At 71.5% G+C, this 21,390-nt stretch carries 15 protein-coding genes; 7 read left to right on the plus strand and 8 right to left on the minus strand.

Going from position 1 to position 21,390, the window contains the following annotated elements:
• Window positions 1-5,125: beta-ketoacyl synthase N-terminal-like domain-containing protein (locus tag ACYVPE_RS34275; RefSeq protein ID WP_461037710.1), on the minus strand; the 5,125-nt coding region annotated here is incomplete at its 3' end.
• A 239-nt stretch (window positions 5,126-5,364) separates the two neighbouring features.
• Between ACYVPE_RS34275 and ACYVPE_RS34280 the strand changes: the two genes are divergently transcribed.
• Together ACYVPE_RS34280 and ACYVPE_RS34285 are read left to right on the plus strand one after the other, a co-directional pair.
• Window positions 5,365-6,933: an aldehyde dehydrogenase family protein gene (locus tag ACYVPE_RS34280; RefSeq protein ID WP_461037711.1), complete on the plus strand. Its 1,569-nt coding sequence runs from the start codon at window positions 5,365-5,367 to the stop codon at window positions 6,931-6,933.
• A gap of 36 nt (window positions 6,934-6,969) precedes the next feature.
• On the plus strand, window positions 6,970-7,881 hold the full coding sequence (locus ACYVPE_RS34285; RefSeq protein ID WP_461037712.1) for an NmrA/HSCARG family protein: 912 nt from the start codon (window positions 6,970-6,972) through the stop codon (window positions 7,879-7,881).
• Between the two features lie 154 nt (window positions 7,882-8,035).
• Here the strand turns inward: ACYVPE_RS34285 and ACYVPE_RS34290 are convergent, their stop codons facing one another.
• From ACYVPE_RS34290 to ACYVPE_RS34305, 4 genes are read right to left on the minus strand one after another with little or no spacing between them, the layout of a single operon-like run.
• Complete coding sequence (locus ACYVPE_RS34290; protein WP_461037713.1) at window positions 8,036-8,251, minus strand: DUF5988 family protein; 216 nt, start codon at window positions 8,249-8,251, stop codon at window positions 8,036-8,038.
• Between the two features lie 47 nt (window positions 8,252-8,298).
• Window positions 8,299-9,387 (minus strand): alpha/beta hydrolase, encoded by a 1,089-nt coding sequence (locus ACYVPE_RS34295; RefSeq protein ID WP_461037714.1) that lies wholly within the window; start codon window positions 9,385-9,387, stop codon window positions 8,299-8,301.
• Window positions 9,384-10,199: a 2-oxo acid dehydrogenase subunit E2 gene (locus ACYVPE_RS34300; RefSeq protein ID WP_461037715.1), complete on the minus strand. Its 816-nt coding sequence runs from the start codon at window positions 10,197-10,199 to the stop codon at window positions 9,384-9,386. The genes ACYVPE_RS34295 and ACYVPE_RS34300 overlap by 4 nt, the downstream gene beginning before the upstream one ends.
• 12 nt (window positions 10,200-10,211) lie before the next feature.
• Window positions 10,212-10,625 (minus strand): allene oxide cyclase barrel-like domain-containing protein, encoded by a 414-nt coding sequence (locus tag ACYVPE_RS34305; RefSeq protein ID WP_461037716.1) that lies wholly within the window; start codon window positions 10,623-10,625, stop codon window positions 10,212-10,214.
• A gap of 422 nt (window positions 10,626-11,047) precedes the next feature.
• On the opposite strand from ACYVPE_RS34305, the gene ACYVPE_RS34310 reads away from it, so the two are divergent.
• From ACYVPE_RS34310 to ACYVPE_RS34325, 4 genes are read left to right on the plus strand one after another with little or no spacing between them, the layout of a single operon-like run.
• Complete coding sequence (locus ACYVPE_RS34310; RefSeq protein ID WP_461037717.1) at window positions 11,048-12,079, plus strand: 3-oxoacyl-ACP synthase III family protein; 1,032 nt, start codon at window positions 11,048-11,050, stop codon at window positions 12,077-12,079.
• 6 nt (window positions 12,080-12,085) lie between these two features.
• Window positions 12,086-13,993: an HAD-IIIC family phosphatase gene (locus ACYVPE_RS34315; RefSeq protein WP_461037718.1), complete on the plus strand. Its 1,908-nt coding sequence runs from the start codon at window positions 12,086-12,088 to the stop codon at window positions 13,991-13,993.
• Window positions 13,990-14,217 (plus strand): phosphopantetheine-binding protein, encoded by a 228-nt coding sequence (locus ACYVPE_RS34320; RefSeq protein WP_461037719.1) that lies wholly within the window; start codon window positions 13,990-13,992, stop codon window positions 14,215-14,217. Before ACYVPE_RS34315 ends, ACYVPE_RS34320 begins: the two co-directional genes overlap by 4 nt.
• Entirely contained in the window at window positions 14,214-15,005 is a 792-nt protein-coding gene (locus ACYVPE_RS34325) for a thioesterase II family protein (protein ID WP_461037720.1), read from the plus strand. Before ACYVPE_RS34320 ends, ACYVPE_RS34325 begins: the two co-directional genes overlap by 4 nt.
• Window positions 15,006-15,135: 130 nt before the next feature.
• Here ACYVPE_RS34325 and ACYVPE_RS34330 read toward each other — a convergent pair whose 3' ends face one another.
• The 3 genes from ACYVPE_RS34330 to ACYVPE_RS34340 all read right to left on the minus strand — a co-directional run bounded on the left by ACYVPE_RS34330 (window position 15,136) and on the right by ACYVPE_RS34340 (window position 19,690).
• Window positions 15,136-15,858: an AfsR/SARP family transcriptional regulator gene (locus ACYVPE_RS34330; RefSeq protein ID WP_461037721.1), complete on the minus strand. Its 723-nt coding sequence runs from the start codon at window positions 15,856-15,858 to the stop codon at window positions 15,136-15,138.
• Between the two features lie 254 nt (window positions 15,859-16,112).
• A complete protein-coding gene (locus ACYVPE_RS34335; protein ID WP_461037722.1) occupies window positions 16,113-18,854 on the minus strand; it encodes a helix-turn-helix transcriptional regulator in 2,742 nt (913 codons plus the stop codon).
• 266 nt (window positions 18,855-19,120) lie between these two features.
• Window positions 19,121-19,690, minus strand: a complete 570-nt coding sequence (locus ACYVPE_RS34340) for a TetR family transcriptional regulator (RefSeq protein WP_461037723.1) — start codon at window positions 19,688-19,690, stop codon at window positions 19,121-19,123.
• 219 nt (window positions 19,691-19,909) lie between these two features.
• Between ACYVPE_RS34340 and ACYVPE_RS34345 the strand changes: the two genes are divergently transcribed.
• Window positions 19,910-21,390: type I polyketide synthase (locus ACYVPE_RS34345; RefSeq protein WP_461037724.1), on the plus strand; the 1,481-nt coding region annotated here is incomplete at its 3' end.

Below are 21,390 nucleotides of genomic sequence, written 5' to 3' on the forward strand. Positions count from 1 at the left end.
TGACCAACAACAGATGACGTGCCCCGTGCTCCGTGACCAGGTGACGCGCCACCAACGCACCAAGACCACCCGTACCCCCCGTCACCAACACCGTGCCGGCCGGGTCGGCGGTGCGCGGCATGGTCAGGACGATCTTGCCGGTGTGGCGGGCCTGGCTCATGTGACGGAACGCCTCGGGGGCCCGCCGGATGTCCCAGGTGCGCAGCGGCAGGCTGTGGACGGCGCCTGACTCCACGAGCCGTACGACCTCGGTGAGCAGTCGCCGTATCTTCTCCGGGCTGGCGCCGAGCAGGTCGAACGCCTCGTAGCGGGAGATGTGCGGGTACTGGTCGGCGACGTCGCGCGGATCGCGGATGTCGGTCTTGCCCATCTCGGCGAATCGTCCGCCGTCGGCGAGGAGTCGGAGTGAGGCGTCCACGAACTCGCCGGTGAGTGAGTCCAGGACGACGTCGACGCCGCGCCCGCCGGTGACCGCCCGGAAGCGTTGTTCGAACTCCAGGGTGCGGGACGAGGCGATGTGGTGGTCGTCGAGGCCGAGTTGACGCAACGCGTCCCACTTGCTCTCGCTGGCGGTGGCGAAGACCTCGGCCCCCAGGTGACGGGCGAGCTGGATGGCGGCCATGCCGACGCCGCCGGCGCCGGCGTGTACCAGGAGGGTCTCGCCGGGAGCCAGGCGGGCGACCTCCACCAGGCCGAGGTGGGCCGTCATGTAGGCGATCGGCAGGGAGGCGGCCTGCTCGAAGGTCAGGCCGTCTGGGATGCGGGTGACCATGTGCTGGTCGGCGACGGCCAGCGGGCCGAAGAAGCCGGGGACCATGCCCATCACACGGTCGCCAGGCGCGAGGCCGGTGACGTCCTCGGCTGTCTCGACGACGACGCCGGCGCCCTCGCCGCCCATGGCGGCCGCGGTGGCGGGGACGACGCCCAAGGCGATGAGGACGTCGCGGAAGTTCAGGCCGGCGGCGTGCACGGCGATGCGCACCTGCCCGGCAGCGAGGGGCCCGGCGGCCTCCGGTGCGGGTATCAGGGCGAGGCTGTCCAGGGTGCCGGTCGAGACGGAGTCCAGCCGCCAGGCCGGGGCGTCGGCGGGTGGCACCATGGCGGCGCGTTCGCCGGACAGGCGGGTCAGCCGGGGTGCGGCCAGGGTGTCGCCGCGGACCATGAGTTGGGGTTCGTTCCGTGCGCGGGCGGTGGCCACCGCGGCGGCGAGACCGCCGGCGTCCGTGGTGTCCGGGGGGAGATCGACGAGCAGCAGGCGGTGTTCCCCGTCGGTGTGCTCGGACTGGGTGGCGCGGCATAGGCCCCAGACGGCGGCCTGGGCGGGGTCGACCCGGGCGGCGGTGTCCTGGGCGGTGGCGCCGCGGGTGAGGATGGCCAGCGGGATGCCAGCGAGGTTGTCGGTCGCCAGCCACCGCTGGACGGTGTCCAGCACCCGGGCGGTGAGGTCGTGGGCCGCGGCGGGGTCGGGCACCGGGCCGGTCGCGGCGCAGGGCAGGAGGACCACCTCGGGAGTGGTCCTTCCGTCGCGCATGGCGGCCCGGAGGGCGGCGATGTCCTGATGGGCCCGGACGGTGACACCGTCGGCACGGAGCGCGTCGGTCACGGCTCGGGCCGGGTCGCCGGCGGCGGTGACGACGGCCCACTCCGCGGGGGCGGGCGGGACGGTGTCAGCGCCGGGCAGCGGGGTCCAGGAGACCCGGTAGAGCGAGTCGACGCCGTCGGCCCGGGTGGCGTCGCCGGCGAGTTGCCCGGCGGACACGGGGCGGACCGTGAGGGCGTCGACGGAGATGACGGGGACGCCGGCGGGGTCGGTGGCGGTGAGGGAGATCGTGCCGTCGTCGCCGCGGGTCAGGGTGACGCGGAGGCTGGTGGCGTGGGCGGCGTGGAGGGTGACGCCGGACCATGCGAAGGGGACCAGCAGGGGGGTGTCGCCGTCGCGCCAGAGGGCGAAGCCGTGCAGGGCGGCGTCGAGCAGGGCGGGGTGCAGCCCGTATCGGGCCGCCTCGGCGCCGCTGGTGCCGCCGTCGGGCAGGGCGACCTCGGCGTGGACCCGCGTGCCGTGTCGCCAGGCGGCGCGTAGGCCGCGGAACGTCGGGCCGTAGTGGTAGCCGGCGGCGGCGAGGGTGTCGTAGAGGTCGTCGACAGGAGCGGGTTCGGCGCCGGCGGGTGGCCACGCGCCGTCCGGTCGGAAGGCCGGGGCGGTGGTGGGGGAGAGGGTGCCGCTCGCGTGCTGGGTCCAGGGGGCGTCCGGATCGGCGTCCTCAGGACGGGAGTGCACGGCGAGGCCGCGGCGGCCGGTCTCGTCGGGGGCCGTGACCAGGATCTGGGTGTGCACGGCACCGCGCTCGGGCAGCAGCAGGGGCGTTTGCAGGAGAAGTTCCTGGAGCTGGCCGCACCCCACCTGGTCGCCGGCGTGGACCGCCATCTCGACGAACGAAGTGCCGGAGAGGATGACGGCGCCGGCGACGGCGTGGTCGGCGAGCCAGGGGTGGGTGTCCCGGGCGAGCCGGCCGGTGACGACGATGCCGTCGCCGTCGGCGAGGGTCAGGGAGCCGCCGAGGAGTGGGTGGCCGGTTGCGACGAGCCCGAGGCGGGTGGCGTCGGTGGCCGGAGCGGGCGCCGAGAGCCAGTGGCGGTCGCGGGCGAAGGCGTAGGTGGGGAGTTCGACACGGCGCGGCCCGGCGGTGGCGAAGACGGCGTGCCAGTCGGCGGTGGCGCCGTCGAGGTGCAGGGCGGCCAGCGTGGCGAGCACCGCGTGTGGCTCGGAGGCGGTCTGGGACAGGGCGGCGACGACGGGGAGTTCGTGGCCGGCGGCGGCCAGTGCGTCGCGGAGGGCGTTGGTGTCGCCGGGGCCGAGGACGGCGCAGCGGGTGATGTCGAGGTCGGCGAGGCACCGGACGGCATCGGGGAGATGACCGGGGTCGTCGGCGAGACGTGCCCAGTGGTCGGGGCTGGCCAGTTCCTCGGGGAGCACCTCGTGGCCGGTCAGGCAGGACACGAAGGGAATGTCGATGTGACCGTGGGCGGCCGCGGCCGCGGCCGTGCGGAGCTCAGCCTGCCCGTGGGCGGCGACCAGGGCGCAGGCGTCGTCCAGGGACAGCGCGCCGGAGGCGTGGGCGGCGGCGAGTTCCCCCACGCCGTGACCGAGGAGGACGTCGGGCCGGACGTTCCAGGACTCGAAGAGGCGGAACAACGCGATCTCGACAGCGAAGAGGGCGGCTCGCGCGGCGACGGCGTCGCCCGGTGCCACGGCCGGGTCGGTGAGCAGGACCTCCCGCAGCGGGCGTGGGAGGGCAGCTCCGAAGTGGTGGTCGAGGCGGGCGCAGACAGTGTCGAACGCCGCGGCGAACGACGGGTGGCTGGCGTACAGTTCACGGCCCGCGCCCGGGCGGTGGCCGTCTTCGCCGGGGAACAGGAAGGCGACGCGGCCGCGGTTGCCGGTGCTCCTGCCGGTCAGCAGTCGCGGGTGGGGGACGCCGTCGGCCAGCGCCGTCAGGGCGTCGGTGAACTCGGCGCGGCTCTCGGCGACGATGACCGCGCGGTGGCTGAGGTGGGCTCGGGTGGTGGCCAGGGAGAAGCCGATGTCGGCGGCGCGCTCGGTCTCGGGGGCGGTCGCGAGTCGGTCGCGCAGCCTGGCGGCCTGCCGGGCAAGACCGGTGGCGCCGCGTGCCGACAGGACCCACGGGACGGGGCCGCCCGTGGCGGTGGTCGAGGTGGGATCGGCCTCGTTCGCCGTCTCGGGGGTGGGCTCCTCGAGGACGACGTGCGCGTTGGTGCCGCTGATACCGAACGACGAGACGCCGGCGCGGCGGGGGGCGTCGGCCTTGTCCCACGCTCGACGGGCGGTCAGTAGTTCGACGTCGGCGGTGTTCCAGTCGACGTGCGGCGAGGGCCGGTCGACGTGCAGCGTGGCCGGCAGGGTGCGGTGGCGCATCGCCATCACCATCTTGATCACCCCGGCGACGCCGGCGGCGGCCTGCGCGTGGCCGATGTTGGACTTGACCGAGCCCAGCCACAGCGGTCGGCCGGTGGGCCGGTCACGCCCGTACGTCGCCTGGAGTGCGCGAGCCTCGATGGGGTCGCCGAGGGTGGTGCCGGTGCCGTGGGCCTCGACGGCGTCGATGTCGGCGGCGGTCAACCGGGCGTCGGCCAGCGCCTGCCGGATGACCCGCTCCTGCGAGGGGCCGTTGGGGGCGGTCAGCTGGCTGCTGGCGCCGTCCTGGTTGACGGCCGAGCCGCGGACCACGGCGAGCACCGGGTGCCCGTTGCGTCGGGCGTCGGCCAGGCGCTCGAGTAGCAGCAGCCCCGCGCCTTCGCCCAGGGCGGTGCCGTCGGCGGCCGCCGAGAACGCCTTCACCCTGCCGTCCTCGGCCAGGCCACGCTGACGGCTGAAGTCGACGAGGGAACCGGGCGTGGACATCACGCTGACGCCGCCGGCCAGCGCGAGTTCGCACTCGCGGCGGCGCAGCGCCTGCGCGGCGAGATGGAGGGCGACCAGCGACGAGGAGCAGGCCGTGTCCACGGTGACGGCCGGCCCCTCGAAGCCGAAGGTGTAGGCGACGCGCCCTGACGCGACACTGCCCGCGCTGCCGTTGACGAGGTAACCGTCGTAGCCCTCGGGGGTCTCGGAGAAGCGGGAGCCGTAGTCGTTGTACATCACGCCGGCGAACACGCCGGTGTGGCTGCCGCGCAGGGAGACGGGGTCGATCCCGGCGCGTTCGAGTGCCTCCCAGCCGGTCTGGAGCAGCAGTCGCTGCTGCGGGTCCATGGCGAGCGCCTCGCGGGGATGGACGCCGAAGAACTCGGCGTCGAACTCGTCGGCGTCGTCGAGGAAACCGCCGTGCCGGGTGTAGCAGGTGCCGGAGCGGCCGGGGTCCGGATCGTAGAGGCCGTTCAGGTCCCAGTCCCGAGTGGTGGGAAACGGGGAGATGGCGTCCCCGCCGTCGGCGATCAGCCGCCACAGGTCCTCGGGGGAGCGGGCCCCGCCCGGGTAGCGGCACGCCATGCCGACGATCGCGACGGGCTCGTGGTGCCGGGCCTCCGCCCGCAGCAGACGTTGGCGGGTCTGCTGCAGATCCGCGGTGACTCGCTTGAGGTAGTCGCGCAGCTTTTCTTCATTCGCCATGTTCTGCAGTCCCCTTGGCGGACGGAGCGACGGAAAGCGGCCTGGTGGTGGCAGGGCTCGGGTGACCAGGCAACGATTTCCCGCCGCACTTACCCGGGACTTGGCGGGGGCTTGGCGGTGCCTTAACCCGGGTCGTTTCCGGCGGCGACTCGGCCGTCCTTAAGGATCGGCCAAGGCGTGTCATTAGCGTCAGGCTGGACCAGCCATGTCCTCCTGAGGACGTAATCCGAGGACGGATGATGCGACCGACAGAACCGAAGGAACGAACGCCGGGACGGCTACTGAAAGCCGGCACCGGATGGGATGAGACATACGCGCGGTGCGTGAGCCTGGCACCGGAGGCGTTCGACGACGAGCGGGTCCGCAACCTGTGGGCCGGTACCTGGCAGCCGGACGGGCTTCCGCAACCCGCCGTCTCCCCGGTCGACGGGACGCCGCTTCCTGGGCCACCCCTCCTCAGCGGCGCCGAGGCGTACGAGGCGGTGCGCGCCGCCTACGACGCCCACCAGGCGTGGCGCCGGGTACCGCTGGCCGAGCGGAAGTCGCGGGTGAGCGCCACCCTCGACGCGCTGCTCGAACACCGCGACCTGCTCGCCCTGCTGCTCGTGTGGGAGATCGGCAAGCCATGGCGGCTGGCCCGCGCGGACGTCGATCGTTGCATCGACGGGGTGCGCTGGTACGTGGCCGAGAGCGAGGGGCACCTGGAGGGCCGCGTCGCCCTCGACGGGCCGGTGTCCAACATCGCCAGCTGGAACTACCCGATGAGCGTGCTGATGCACGCCATGCTGGTGCAGGCGCTGGCCGGTAACGCGGTGGTGGCCAAGGTGCCCACCAACGGCGGCCTGTGCTGCCTGACGCTGGCCTGTGCGCTGGCCGTGCGCAACGGGCTGCCGGCCACGCTGATCAGCGGCCGGGGCGGCGACCTCAACGAGGCGCTGGTCCGTTCGCCGCACGTGGGCGGCGTGTCGTTCGTCGGCGGGCGGGCGGCGGGCGGGCGCGTCGCCGCCGCGCTGGCCGGGCTCGGGCGCCGCCACATGCTGGAACAGGAGGGCCTGAACACCTGGGGCGTCTGGGAATACAGTGACTGGAAGCTGCTGAGCGAGCAGATCAGGAAGACCTTCGAATACGGCAAACAGCGGTGCACGGCATTTCCACGCTTCGTGGTGCAGCGCCGGATACTCGACCGCTTTCTGGACGCCTATCTCTCCGCGGTGCGGCAGGTGCGTTTCGGGAATCCGTTGGCGGTCACCGAGGCGAATGATCCCTTCCCTGACCTGGACTACGGGCCGCTGATCAACAACGCGAAGGCCAAGGAGTTGGCCGGCGTCACGGAGGAGACGATCGCCGGCGGCGGCCTGCCCGTCTACCGCGGGTCACTGGACGACGGCCTGTTCCTGCCGGGCCAGGACACGAGCGCCTACCTGCCGCCGACGGCGGTGCTTTCGCCGCCACGCTCCTCGCCGCTGTTCCACGCCGAGCCGTTCGGCCCGGTCGACACCATCGCCGTCGTGGACACCCGGGCGGAGTTGCTGTCCGCCATGAACGCCTCCAACGGCGCGCTGGTAGCGACCATCTCCTGCGACGACGAGCCGACCGCAACCGAACTCGCCCAGGACATAAGGGCGTTCAAGATCGGCGTGAACCGTCCCCGGTCGCGCGGCGACCGCGCGGAGTACTTCGGCGGCCACGGCAACTCGTGGCGCGGTGCGTTCGTCGGCGGCGAACTCCTGGTGCGCGCGGTCACCCGCGGCCCCAACCGCGAGCGCCTGCCGGGCAACTACGCCGACTACACACTGCTTCCCGCCTGACCCCGTTCGCCCGAGTTTCGTGAGGAGAAGGAACACATGGACAAGGCATCCCAGGTCATCCTGGTGACCGGCGCGACGGGCACGCAGGGCGGCGCCGTCGCCCGGAAGCTGCTCGCCGAGGGCTGGCGCGTGCGGGCACTGACCCGCGACCCGGCCAAGCCGTCCGCCCGGGCGCTGACCGCGCTGGGCGTCGAGCTCGTCCGCGGGGACATGGACGACCCCGCGTCCCTGACCGGGGCGATGAAGGGCGTCCACGGCGTGTTCAGCGTGCAGGCGGCCGCGGGCTCCGACCTGCCACCCGGCTTCGTCTGGCAGGACGAGGCCCGCTGGGGCGTGAACGTGGCCGAGGCCGCCGCCGAGGTGGGCGTCGAGACCTTCGTGTACACGTCCGCGAACGGCGCGGACACGCCGCGCGGCCTGTCGATCCTGGAACCCAAGGCGCGGATCGAGCGACGGATCGCGGAGCTCGGCCTGCCCGCCACGGTGGTGCGCCCGACGACGTTCATGGAGAACTTCGTGCACCCCCTGGTGGGCCTGCAGGGCGGGAAGTTCACCACCGGCCTGAAGCCGGACATCGGGCAGCAGTTCATCGCCGCCGACGACATCGCGGTCTTCGTGGTGCTGGTGTTCGCCCGGCCCGATGAGTTCCGGGGCCGCAGCTTCGAGATCGCCGGGGACGAGCTGACGCCGCCGGAGACCGCGGAACTGCTCAGCCGGCGGACCGGCAGGACGATCGAGTACGTGCAGGTGCCCGACGAAGCGCTGCGGGCGCGCAGCGAGGAGGTGGCGGACGGGTTCGAGTGGATGAACCAGCGGAAGATGGCACAGGCGGACATCCCGGCCCTGCGCCGCCTGCACCCGGGGCTGCTCGACCTGGAGACGTGGCTCGACCAGGGAGGCGTGGAGCGGATAACCGCCCACCTCGACGGTCGGACGCCGGTCGCCTGACCGGTCGGCGACGCCGGGTGGTCGTGCCCCGACCTGGTCGGGGCCTGACCACCCGGCAGACCCAGCGGCGTGGCACACGTGTCGGGCCCTGCCGCGGGGAACTCGTCAGCGGCAGGGCCCGGAGGGCGTGGTGGGAGGGCCGGCGGCCCGCGGGTCACTCGGCCACGTAGGTACGGCGCACCCATTCGAACACGCGCAGTCGCTCGCCGTCCTTCTCCACGGTCTCCGTCGTCGGCCGGAAGTGCTCGTACGCGTTGCCGACGGGCAACTTCAGCGTGTCGGCGACATCGCCCACGTGCCGCAGGCGTAGCCGAGCAGGAAGGTGAACGGGCCCGCCGCGCAGCAGCACGTTCGGCCTGGGCAGGGACATACGGCAGCACACTCCGATCGTCGTCAGGGGTCGGTGGGGCGGGGACGTCAGCGGCCCCGCAGGCGGCGGCGCAACCGGGCGACGCGCAACAGCAGTCCGGTCAGCACACGCGCCGGCGGGCGGGTGCCGCTCATCGAGAGCAGCGAGTTGGGCACCCAGAGCCGGATCTCGTCGGCGTGCCCCGGCGAGCCGTGGACGTCGTCGTACTCGGTCAGGAACAGGTTCCTGACGTGTCGCCGCAGTTGGACGACGTCGCCCAGTGGGATGACCTCGTCCCGCAGGCTCGCCGTGTAGTGGACGGGGATGTCCAACGAGTGCAGCAGGGCCGGCTCGAGCGCCCAGGGGGCGAGCAGTTCGGGCAGTTCGTCGACCGGGGAGCCGGTCAGGTGGGCGATGGTGTCCACGGTCACCCGCGGCAGCCGCCCGAACCACTCCAGGTCGGTGAAGAAGTCGCTGATCGGGGCGCCGACCGTGAGGACGCCCCGCAGACGCCGGTCGTCGGCCGCGCAGCGTAGCGCCAGGTGGCCGCTGAAGCTCAGGCACGCGGCGTAGGTGTGGTCGACGTCGGCGCGGCCCTCGACGGCGTCCAGCACGGCGGACAGCATCCGCCAGCTGTCGGCGTCATAGGGCAGGGTGTTCTCGCCCACCCCCGGCAGTTCGGTGACGACCATGGCCATGCCGAGCCGGTCGGCCATCGGCAGGATCTGCGCCCACTGTTCCTTGATGCTGATGATGCCGCCCATCAGGATCACCAGCGGGCGCGGCCGCTCGGCGGACAGGCCGCCCGCCCAGCAACTGACGCGCCCCTTGGGCAGCTCGACGTCCAGCCGCTCGACACCCGGCCTGGTCTCCGCCCAGCGGGTGAACGTGGACACGCAGGAAGTGAGCGCGGCCTGCCGGGTGGGACCGTCGACGTAGGGGAAGCGCGCCATGTTGGAGCAGCGCACGGCCCCCAGGAGGTCGTCGTCCGCCGCCAACTCGTCGGCCGCCCGGCTCCACTCCACGGCCCAGGAGCCGGGCCTGGCCTCGTCGTCGCTGTCGATCCGGTCCAGGATCGGCCGGTAGTGGGTCTCGGGCATGGCCTGGGCCTGGGCGTGACCGACCACGAACTGCTTGAGCTCGTCGATGTCGTTCATGACTCTCCCGCGACTGGGACGGCCGCCGCGACGTCGTCGGGCGCGGCGACGGACGGTGGAGGAGGGAAGGACTCGAGCCCCTCCTTGATCTCGGTGAGGATCTCGGCGGCCTCCGCACCGTCGATCACCCGGTGGTCGAAAGCCAGGTTCAGTCGCATCATCGGCGCCGCCGTCACCCGCCCGTCGCGCACCACGGGACGGTCCAGGATCCGCCCCACGCCCAGGGTGATCGTGGTGCCGCCGACCGAGTGGAAGCCATCCACCGCCCGATGCCCGAGCGACGTCACCGCGAAGGTGCCCTGGCGTTCCGGCCGCCCGCCCAGTGGGCGGGCCGCCCGGTGGTAGAGGAACCGGCCCAGCCACATGGGCAGGCGGTGCAACAGCCGTAACGGGGCGAGCTCCGGCATGGCGTCGGCGTCCCCGTCCCGCATGCCGTCGACGCGCCCCTGGATCTCGGCCAGGTCCGCGCGGTCGAGCGACGGCAGCACGGCGGCCAGGACGACGCGGCGGCCGGCGAGCGACTTGTCGAACGTCACCTTCCCGGACACCACCGGATACTGCGCCACCCGGGGGCGTACCCGGCCCTCGATCGCGGCGTTCGCCTGCGGGTGCCTGGCCAGTACGCGTCCGGCGGCGTGCAGGACGTAGGACACGTACGCGTACCGCCGGTCGTGCTGGCGGGAGGTGGCCCGATGCCCGCGGACGTTCGTCATATCCACGTCGGTGTCGAGGAACACGGGGGAGAACCCGCGGATCTCCTCCAGGAAATACAGTGTGTGTCGGCGCTGCCGGATGAATGGCTTCCCGCTCATGTTCTCAGCCGTTCAGCCGCAGAGCGTGATGTCGAGACTGACCCGGGTGTCGTAGTCCGGCGGCACCTGGAGAATTCGCCACCGCATCGTGCCGACCTTGCCCTCGTACACCCCCGTGGTGCCGCGGATGTGGAAGGTGTTCCAACCGCCCACCAGCATCGCGGTCCGATCGACGAGACCGGTTCCGGTGAAGTTCCCGTCGGGCAGCTGCGCCGTGTGGTTGTAGGTGGTCATCAGGTGGCCGTCGGCCCGCCGGTAGACGGCGTTGACATATCCGACGGCCTCGCCGACCTGCTCGTCGTTCTCGTCGTAGATGTGGTCGTAGTAGATCAGCGCCTCGCCCACGTTGTTGACGGGGTAGGGGTCGACCGGGCCGAGCCAGAACGGCTCGAGTGTCTCCTCCGTCCAGCCCTCGGGGACGCTCACACACTCGCCCCGGCCACCCGCGACCGACTCGGCGGACGTCGAGTCCGAATCGTCGGCGATCGACGATCCGCTGATCGCCAAACTGAGTGCTGCGGCCGTCGCAACGCTGGCCGCCGTGCGCGTGTGCCGCTTGCGGAAACGCGTCATTGCTTTCCCTTCCCGGGTGTCCCGATAACCGTGTCACAGCAGGCCGCTAAGGCGACCTACCCCCGGCATCGTCATGGGAACGACTAAAGCACCCCTAAATCCCATGAAAATGCGCCGAGTTTTTGCTGAAGAGCGCGGTGAGCAGCGGACGGGGGACGGTGCGGGCGGGCGGGCAAGGGCGGGGCAAGTGCCGCTTAAGCCCTCGCGCGCAGGATGCCGCTATTCACCCGAACAACGGTCGGCATCATCGCCGCCGCCGTTCAGAAAGGACAGGGATGGACGCGACAGACATTCGCATCCTGTCGGCGGGATCCGCCCTCCCGGGGCCGCCCGTGGACAACGCGACCCTTGCCCGGCGGTTCGGGATGGACCAGCTCTTCCAGCAGTGGATCGACACCTTCATCGGCACGGGCACGCGTCACCTCGCGGTCGATCTGGACAGCGGTGAGGTGACCGCCACCCTCGTCGACCTCGGCGAGCGGGCGGCCCGGCTGGCCATCGAGCGGGCCGGCCTGACCACGCCCGACATCGACGTGCTGGTGTTCGCCTCCGCCACCCCCGACGCCCTGCTGCCCACCACCGTCAACCTGGTCGCCGACCGCCTGGGCATCAACGACGTGCCCACCTACCAGGTGCAGTCGGGCTGCTCGGGCGCCTACCAGGCGATCGACCTGGGCCGCCAGCTGCTCCTCACGCCCGGTCGGCGCCACGCCCTGGTGATGGGCGGCGACGTGCTGGTCAAGCACTTCGACCTGTCGATGGACGTCAGCCGGCTCGCGCCCCCGGAACTGGTGAACATGCTGCTGTTCGGCGACGGCGCCGGCGCCGCCGTGCTGACCCGGGACCGGTGGCCGGGCACGACCGCGATCCGCCACGTCCTCAACCGCGTCACCGGCCTCGGCCGCGCCCCCGGCCAGACCGTCGAGTGGTTCGGGCTGACCGACCGGCACGACGACCGGCCGGCCGCCAGCGAGGACTACAAGGCGATCGAGGAGCACGTGCCGAAGATGGCGCGGGAGATCGTGAACGACCTGCTGGCGGCGCTGCGCTGGACCGAGGACGAGGTCGACTACCTGCTGCCACCCCAGCTCTCCGGCCAGATGTCCGACCGCGTCACCAAGGAGCTCGGCATTCCGGGTGCCGAGGAGATCGTCTGCGTCCGCGAGACCGCGAACACGGGCAACGCCGTGCCCTTCATCCAGTTGGAACGCCTGCTGCCCGAACTCGTCACCGGCGACCGGACGTTGGGCGTCACCGTCGAGTCGAGCAAGTGGATCAAGGCCGGATTCGCGTTGGAGAGGGTCTGATCGGCCGTGCGTGACGAACCCGCCGCCCAGCGCCCCAGCACCCCACTGGCCACCCTGCGCGAGCTGCACCGCGCCGGAGACCTGACGAAACACTACGCGGACGTCCCTCGCCTGCTCGCCGAGCTGGAAGGCAAGGACCGCGCCGCCGCCGGCCGGCTGCTCGCCCGGCTCGACCCCGACGAGGTGCGGCGCGCCCACCCCGAGGCCCCCACCGTCACCGTCGCGATCACGGGCCACGGCACGCTCTCCGAGCTGGTGCCGGCCCTGACCGCGGAACTCGCCAGGCACGGCCTCCTGGCCAGGATCCGGGTGAGCGACTTCGACTCCTACGTCTTCGACCTGTCCGACCCGGACAGCGCCCTCTACGCATACGACCCGGACCTGACCCTGTGCGTGCTCGACCCCTGGATCGTCCTGGACGCGCTTCCCCTGCCGTGGACCGCGGCCGACGCCGCCGACCTGCTGGAGGAGAAGCTCACCCTGCTCGAACGGATGGTCTTTCGGCACGAGGACACCGCCCGCGGCACCCTGGTCCTCAACACCCTCCCGTTGCCGCGACTCGTCACCGCCCAGCAGGTGGACCGGACCTCCCGCGCCCGGGTGGCGGCCGCCTGGCACGAGGCCAACGCGCGGCTGCTGCGACTGGCCCCCGACCACCCCCGCCTGACGGTCTTCGACGTGTCACCGTGGCTGGCGGCCGGCGTGCCCGCCACCGACCCCCGGCTCAGCGGCTACGCCAAGGCCCACCTCTCGACCGAGATGCTTGCCGAGTACGCCCGCGACGTGGGGCACCTGGCACGGCAGGTGACCGGCGCGACGAAGAAGGTACTCGCGGTCGACCTCGACCAGACCCTGTGGGGCGGCGTGCTCGGCGACGAGGGACCGGACGGCGTCGAGGTCGCGGAGACCCCTCGTGGCGAGGCGTTCCAGGGCTTCCAGCGGGTGATCGCGCAACTCGCCTCCCAGGGCGTCCTGCTCGCCGCCGTCAGCAAGAACGACATCGAGCCGGTGCGCGAGCTCCTGCGGACCCACCCCGGGATGACGCTGCGGGAGGACCACTTCGTGCGGGTGGTCGCCAACTGGGCACCCAAGCACGACAACCTGCGGCAGCTGGCCGCCGACCTGAACCTGGGCGTCGACTCCGTCGTGTTCGTCGACGACTCGCCCTTCGAATGCGGCCTGGTCCGGCACGAGCTGCCCCGGGTGGCCGTGGTCCCGCTGGACACCGAACCCACCCTGCACGCCGAGAAGCTCCTGCACGACGGCTGGTTCGACGTGCGCAGCGTCACCACGGAGGACCGGCGGCGACCCACGCTCTACCGGGAGGAGCTGACCCGGAAGGACTTCCTCGCCACCTTCGAGTCCGCCGATGACTACCTGCGGAACCTCGACGTCACCGTGCGACTCGGCGAGGTCACCGAGCAACAGGTGCCGCGGGTCTCCCAGATCACCATGCGCACCAACCAGTTCAACCTCACCACCGAACGCCTCGGTGAGCCGGACGTGCGGCGCCTGGCCGACGCCCCGAACGCCCGGGTGCTGACCATCCACGCCGCGGACCGGTTCGGCGACAACGGCCTGGTCGGCGCCGTCTTCACCCGCCGCGACCAGGACACCACCCACATCGACAACTTCCTCCTCAGCTGCCGGGTCTTCTCCCGCGGCATCGAACAGACATGCCTCGCCGCGGTGTTGCGGCAGGCCAGGGCCGACGGGGCGGCGGCGGTGGAGGCCAGGTACCGGCGCTCCGCCAAGAACGGGAAGGTGTCCGGCTTCTACCCGCGCGCCGGCTTCAGCCAGGTGACGGACGACGGCACCACCACGGTGTTCCGCCACGACCTGGCGACGCTGCCCGAGCCCGCACCCCATGTGCGGCTACGTAACGAGCTCAACGGATCGGAGAGCACACCGTGAACAGCCTCGCCGACTTCGTCACCCTGGTCCAGGAGGAACTCGGCCTGCCGGTGACGTTGGACAACGTGGCGGCCGACTTCGACACCCTGCCCGACTGGGACTCCGTCCACCTGCTCACGCTACTGGCCCTGCTGGAGCGGGAGACCCAGCGCCCGGTGTCCCTGCCGGACATGATGGCGGCCACCAGCCTCCGGGACGTCTACACGCGTGCGGTGACATCGTGACCCGGACCCCGGGGCCCGGCGCCGGCGTCGGCGGACTCACCCGCTACCTGGCGCGGCCCCCGCGTCCCGACGCCCGCACCAGACTCGTGTGCCTCCACCACGCGGGCGGCGCCGCGTCCCTCTTCCGGGGATGGCCGGCGCACCTGGCCGAGGACGTCGACGTGCTCCCGGTCCGGCTGCCGGGCCGCGAGAGCCGCGTACGGGAGACCCAACCGCGTGACATGGCCGAGCTGGTGACCGAACTCGACGACGAGCTGACCCCTGTCCTGGACGAGCCACACGTCCTCTACGGGCACAGCATGGGCGCCCTGATCGCCCACGACCTGACCCTGCGACGCCTGCGCCGTGGCGCGCGACTGCCCGACCGGCTACTGGTCGGTGCCTGCGCGGCACCGCCCCACGCACGCGCCCTGGCCGAAGCCGCCAGCCTGCCCGACGACGACCTGACCCGCCTGCTGTTGGCCGGCGGCGGGACCGCGACCATGCTGCTCGACCACCCGGAATGGCTGCGCCTGAGCCTCGCCCTGCTCCGGTCGGACCTGCGGCTGTGCGGCAGTCGCCGGCCGGACGACGACCACCCGCTGCCCTGCCCCATCGAGGCGTTCGCGGGCCTGTCGGACGCCCTGGTGCCGCCCGAGCATGTCCGGGCCTGGGCACGCCACACCACGGCCGGAGTCCGCACGCACTGGATGCCCGGCGGTCACTTCTACACCTGGGAGTCGCCCACCGTGTTCTTCCACCGGCTGTCCGAAGTCCTGGCGCCGACCCCCGCGGCCAGCCCGGGCTGAACGCCGGCCGGCCGCCCCGCCGGCCGGCGTGGACGGACCGAGGTCCTGGCATCTCCGGATGCCAGGACCTCGGTCCTTTTCGCGCTCTCCGCTCCGTGCGCCCCGCGGTGCCGCGGCCGCCGCCCGGTGCTCACAACCGCTGTCCCAGAAGTCCCTCACCGACCAGCAGGACGTGCTCCGCGCCGTCATCCGCGAGCACGCACTGCTGCAACTCGCGTAACGAGCGGCACGGCTCGAGACCCAGCTCGTCGTTGAGCCGGCGACGCGCCAACTGGTAGACGTCCAGCGCCTCGGCACGCCGATCGGTGCGGTACAGGGCCAGCATGAGATGCCGGTAGAACACCTCACGCAGCGGGTTCTCCACCAGGAGCTGCTGGAGACGCGGGATCACGTCACGGTAGCGGCCCATCTGCAGATACGCCTCCACCAGCATCTCGGCGCACTCGACCCGCAGTTCGTCGAGCCACGTGACGAAGCCGTGGACGATGGGACCGTCCCGGATCTCGTCGAGCGCCGGTCCGCGCCACAGCCCCAGCGCCTCCTCGAAGCTGCGCACCGCCTTCTCGCGCTCGCCGATCAACGCGTGGGTGCGCCCCTCCTCGACCCCCCGCTGGAAATCCAGGGCGTCGAACTCGTCGGAGCCGATCTGGATCACATATCCCGGAGACCGCGTCACGATCGGACTTTCGGACTGCCGTGGCCGGCCGAGGAATTTCCGCAGCTGAGAGATGTACACGTGCAGCGAGGTGGCGGCCCGGCGAGGAGCTCGTTCTCCCCATAATTCGGTGCACAACTGCCCCATGGTCACCATCTGACCCGAGCGGGACAGCAGCGCCGCCAGGAGAAGTTCCATCTTGTGGGCGCTGAGATATGTGGGTCCATTCGAGTCGACGACGCGAAGAGAACCGAGAACCTCATATCGCATACCTTTCCCCCCATGTTGGATGGCCGTCACGTGGAAAGCAGCCGATATTTGGTACGCATTCCAAGCTGCCAGTCCCCGCTGTCCCCGCTCAACCCCTACCCCACCCCTCAAGAGGGTGTTGACAAAGTCGGATGTAACCGTCGGTATGCGTTTTCCGGCAGTTGGCCGCCCGTTCCGGGAGGCTAACCTTCCGTGGGCAGGGAGCGCGGAGGTGTCATTCGTCGAAGCTCCCAGCGGCCGCCTATGTGAAGCTTACGATAAATTCTTGTGAGATGCTGTTCCACCGTGCTCATGGTGATAGATAGTTTGCCTGCTATTTCGCGGTTGGTGAGACCGTGAGCCGCCAGAACGGCGACTCTCCGCTCGGAGTCGCTGAGCCGGGTAAAAGGCGGCGCCTCGTCGTCCCCCGTCGCCTCGGTTTGCGCCGTGGCCCCGGGAAGTATCTCCTCGCACAGCGGCCACGCCCCACACTCCCTGGCCAGGTGCCAAGCCCGACGTCGGACCGTCAGCGCCGTCGCCGCGTCACCGGCGGCCTCGTACGCCGCCCCCAGGTCGCCGAGGGCCCGGGCCGTCTCGTAGCTGTCGCCGAACCGCTTCAACTCCCGTGCGGCCTGCGTCAGAACCGGAATGCGTGCGGCGCCTGGCGCGACCAGCGCGGCCTGCAGACGCAACGTCATCCCCCGGACCCGCCGGCTGCTGGCGTCACGCGCTTGGTGCTGCGCCTTCAACAGCCGGGCGGCGCTCTCCCGGTCCCCGATCCTGAGCTGCGCCTCGGCCGCGTCCAACCGCCAGGGCACCAGGGCCGGATTGTCCACACCCCAGCGTCTGGCCAGCTCGCCGACGCTGGTGAAGTACTCGAGCGCGGCGAACGCGCTGCCGAGGGCCAGCTGGTGGCGTCCCTTCGCCCGCAGAATGGGCATGCTGCCCATGTTCGAGGCCACCTGCCGCGGCGGCGCCGTCTGTTCGAGCAGCGCGTCGGCGTCGGTGGGCCTGCCCAACTCGACGAGCGCGAGGACCTGGCTGAGACCCGGCGCGACGGCGAACGTGCTCCCGTCCTGGTCGGGCACCGCGTTCAGGGTCTGCCGACCGAGCTCCAGCGCCTCCGTCAGCGCCCCGCGCAGCAGCGCCACCTCGGCCAGAGCGCTCAGGAACAGTGCCCCCCAGCCGGGCGCGTTGCGCCGCCGCGCCTCCTCGAGCAGGCGCTGCCCGTGGGCGACGGCGCGTCGCGGGCGGCCCGCGAAGGCGATCACCTTCAGGTAGTTGAGCACGAGCGGCACGGTGCCCTCGGACAGGGGAGTGATGTCGAGCCCGTGCTCGGCAGCCTCGGCCTCCGCGTCCCCCATGCCCTCGTCCGGGCCCAGCCACATCGTGCTGGACAGCCCCTGGGCCGGGAAAGTGTCGGCCCGCGCTGGCCAGGGCGGGACGGGGTCGACGTGCCCGGGGCGACTGCGGCGCGGCGGACCCGACGGTGCGGCGGGGCGGGGCGCCGACCAACACAGCGAGTCGTACATCTCGCACAGCGACGACCACACGCTCTGCTGGGTCACCCCCCGCTGGCCGGACGTCTCGACGTTCCACCCGTGGGCCAGCAGCATGCGGGTGAGCAGCGTGCTCTCGGCCGCCGGCAGTAGCCCGACCTGGTCGGCGTTGAGGGCCTGCAGCAGGGGCTGTTCCGCGGCGGCCGGGTTCAACCGCCACATGCAGGCGGCGAGCCTGACGTCGATCGCCGCCCTGACCCGTTCGTCCGCGCTGTGCTCCGCCGCGAGGGCCAGGAAACGGATACTCGACCGCGGGTCGTTCCGCGTGGAGGCGTGGTCGGCGGCCTCGTGCAGCACGGCGGCGCCCCAGTCCTCGGGAACCTGCCCGGCGTTGACGATGTGCCGGGCGATGCGGACGGGATGGGCGCCCTTCGCGTGCAGCGACACGGCCGCGGACTCGTGGAGCTCGGCACGGCGTTGGCCGGACACGTTCTCCAGCACGACGTTCCGGGCGACCGGGTGGCGGAACCGGTGGTCCTCGACGAGGCCGACCGCCTCGAGGATCCGCGTGCACTGCGCGGCCCTGGCCGGCGTGAAACCCATGAGCTCGCCGAGCAGGCCGGCCGAGGCGTCCTGCTCCAGGAGGGCGATGCCCAGGGCCACCTCCGCCACGTCGGCCCCGCTGCGTTGCAGACAGGCCAGCACCGCCTGCGCGAAGGGCCCCCGCAGCGCCGGATCCAGCTGCGCGGGCCCTGCCGATCCGGTGTCGGGCGGCACGCACTCCTCCAGCAGAGCGCGCAGCAGGAGCGGATTTCCCCCGGTGGCCGCGTGGTAGGCATCGAGTCGCCGGTGCGCGGCCGGGGCGACGGCGGTGGTTCTGCCCCGACAGCCGAGACGCGGGGAGCCGCCGTCCGCCGCGCGATGGCGCGCGATCAGTTTGACCACTCCGTCCCGGCTGAGCCGGTTCACGCGGATCCGATGGAAGCGGCCTATACGCAGCAACTCGGAGTTGAAGGCGAAGTTTCGCAGGTCGTGTTCGAGGAGCCGCGTGATCAGCAGCGTCACCCCGTGGGATTCGAATACGTGTAACAGACGCAGCAGAAAGTCGAGTTGAGGTGACTCGGTACGGTGCGCGTCGTCCAGGGTGATCACGAGGGGACGGCCGTTCACCGCCTTCGCCACATCCATCGAGTGTTGCGGCGTATCCGCGAACTCCCACCACTCGCCGCCGATGGAACAGCGCGTCAGCCCAGGTTTCCCGGAGGCCGACATCGCCAGCACGGCGGCCCCGCGGGATTTCGCCTCGGCGGCGGCCACGTTGAGAAGTGCCGTCTTACCGCATCCCGCGGCCCCCTCGATAGCGGCTACGCGGATGGTTCCCGAGGCGTCATGTGTCATGATCTCCCGCAGCGCCTCGAGTTCCGCTCGTCTCTCGATGAGCGTCATCTCTCCCCCTGGTCAGCAGGCGAACACTGCGTCGGGCACAGCACGGTGCAGCGTCGCCTGATAATCGAAACGAATTCGGGCTGGTCGACCCCCGTCACACACCGTCAGGTATCCATAGCCATGGCCAATCATCCTCAAACGCGTCATCGCGAGAGGTGCGGCCATCGGTCGGGCTTCTAAAGGATCCCGTGCGGCTTACTCTTGGGAAATTTTTTACTGGACGTCAAGAACGGCGGGTTCCGAGAGCTCGTCAGTCACCTGGCCGATCACGCTGCCTTGGATTTCCGGACACGACGCGCGCTCCGGGCCGGGGAAGCCGGTAGCGCACGGCGGCGGTGAGCGCCGCGACCGACGCAGGCCGCGAGACCGGGGTGGAGATCTTCCGTCAAGTCCCTTCCGGTGCGGAGGGCGAGCTCCTCGACGAGTGAACTCTCGATGGCCTCGTGGGTCTTCGGCCGCTCGGCTTCCAGCGCGGTCTCGCTGATCAACCGGGCCCCGAGCCGCCACCTGCTCGACATCGCCGGATCCGGCACATGCGCGGCGGCCGTCTTCGCGAGGACGTCCCGCAGCGGCATGCCGGCCGGTTGGGCGGCGCCCTGATCCCGCAAGCCGACCGCGCGGACGAGCGCGAGGCCGACGACGGCCTCCTGCTCGTTGGAGAAGTAGTTGTTGAACGTCCGGGGCGAGACTCCGACGACGGCGGCGACGTCCTCCACCAGGACCTTGTCCAGTCCGCGTTCGACCGCGAGGCGCGGCGCGGCCTCGCTCAGAGCGCGTCGCGTGGCTCGCCTCCTTCGCCCGCGCAGGCCGAGGTGCTGTCCCTCGTCTGTGGCCATGGCCAGATGGTAGTCAGATAAATGCGCACTCCGCAAGTTTTCCTGCTCAGCAGAATTCTTTGGGGGGATCGGTTGCGGAGGCCGCAGACGATCTTGGAATTAAGCCGTCGCCAAGCCCGTGCTTAGCCCCCCACCCGAGCCTGACCAGGGGCCGGGCACGCCTGACCTCCATTGCCGAACACCACACCAACCGGTCGATCTCAAGGGGCGGTTACTGCAATGACGAGTGACGCGAAGAGCCGTGAGCCGCAGGGCCGGAACCAGGCCACCGACGAGGCATCCGACGCCGTAGCCGTCATCGGCCTGGCCTGCCGCTTTCCCGGCGCTCCCTCCCCCAGCGCCTACTGGGACCTTCTCTGGAACGGCCGTCACGCCATCACCGAGACGCCCCCCGACCGGTGGAACGCCGACGAACTCCACGACGACGACCCCTCAGCCCCCGGCAGGATCAACTCCCGCTACGGCAGCTATCTGGACCAAGACAGCATCGTCGGGTTCGACGCCCGCTTCTTCGGCATCGGACCCCGCGAAGCGGCGGCCATGGACCCCCAACAGCGCCTGCTGCTGGAGCTCAGCTGGGAGGCGCTCGAAGACGCCCACACGCCTCCGGAACGCCTCACCGGCACGGCGACCGGCGTCTTCGTCGGCGCCATCTGGAACGACTACGCCGTCCTGCTGAACCGCGGCGGCACGGCTGCCATCCACCGCCACTCGTTCACCGGCGCCCAGCGCGGCATCATCGCCAACCGCATCTCCTACACCTTCGGACTGCGCGGGCCCAGCCTGGTCGTGGACTCCGCCCAGTCCTCCTCCCTGGTCGCCGTCCACCTGGCCTGTGAGAGCCTGCGCCGCGGCGAGAGCACCACCGCCCTGGTCGGCGGAGTGAACCTGACCCTGGCCCCCGAAAGCGCCGTCGCCGCCGGCAAGATGGCCGGCTTCTCATCAGACGGCCGGTGCTACACCTTCGACGCTCGCGCCAACGGCTACGTCCGGGGCGAAGGCGCCGCGGTCGTCCTCCTCAAACCCCTGTCCCGCGCGGTGGCAGACGGCGACCGCATCCACGCGGTGATCCGAGGCAGCGCCGTCAACAACGACGGCGGCGGCCAGGGCCTCACCGCCCCCGACCCCCACGCGCAGGAACACGTCATCCGACAGGCCTGCCTGAACGCGGGCGTCAGCCCTTCACAGATCCAGTACGTCGAACTCCACGGGACCGGAACCCGGGTCGGCGACCCGGTGGAGGCCGCCGCCCTCGGCGCGGCCCTCGGCCGCCCCCGCGACTCGGACTCGGGCCCCCTGCACGTCGGATCGGTGAAAACCAACATCGGCCACCTCGAAGGCGCCGCCGGCATCGCGGGCCTGGTCAAGACGATCCTCAGCCTGCGCCACCGCGCACTGCCACCGAGCCTGAACTACGAGACCCCGAACCCCCACGTCTCACTCGACGAGAACAACCTCCGCGTACAAGGCGCCCCCGGCCCGTGGCCCCACGAGGAACACCGGCTGATTGCCGGGGTCTCCTCCTTCGGGATGGGCGGCACCAACGCCCACGTGATCGTGGAGGAGGCGCCTGCTGTGGAGGTGGTCTCGTCGGTGGGTGTGCCGGCTGTGGGTTGGGTGGTGTCGGGTCGGTCTGAGGGTGCGTTGCGTGAGACGGCTGGCCGGGTGGTTGAGGCTGTGTCTGGTGACGGGTCGTTGGG

The organism is Streptomyces mayteni (genome assembly GCF_054783955.1).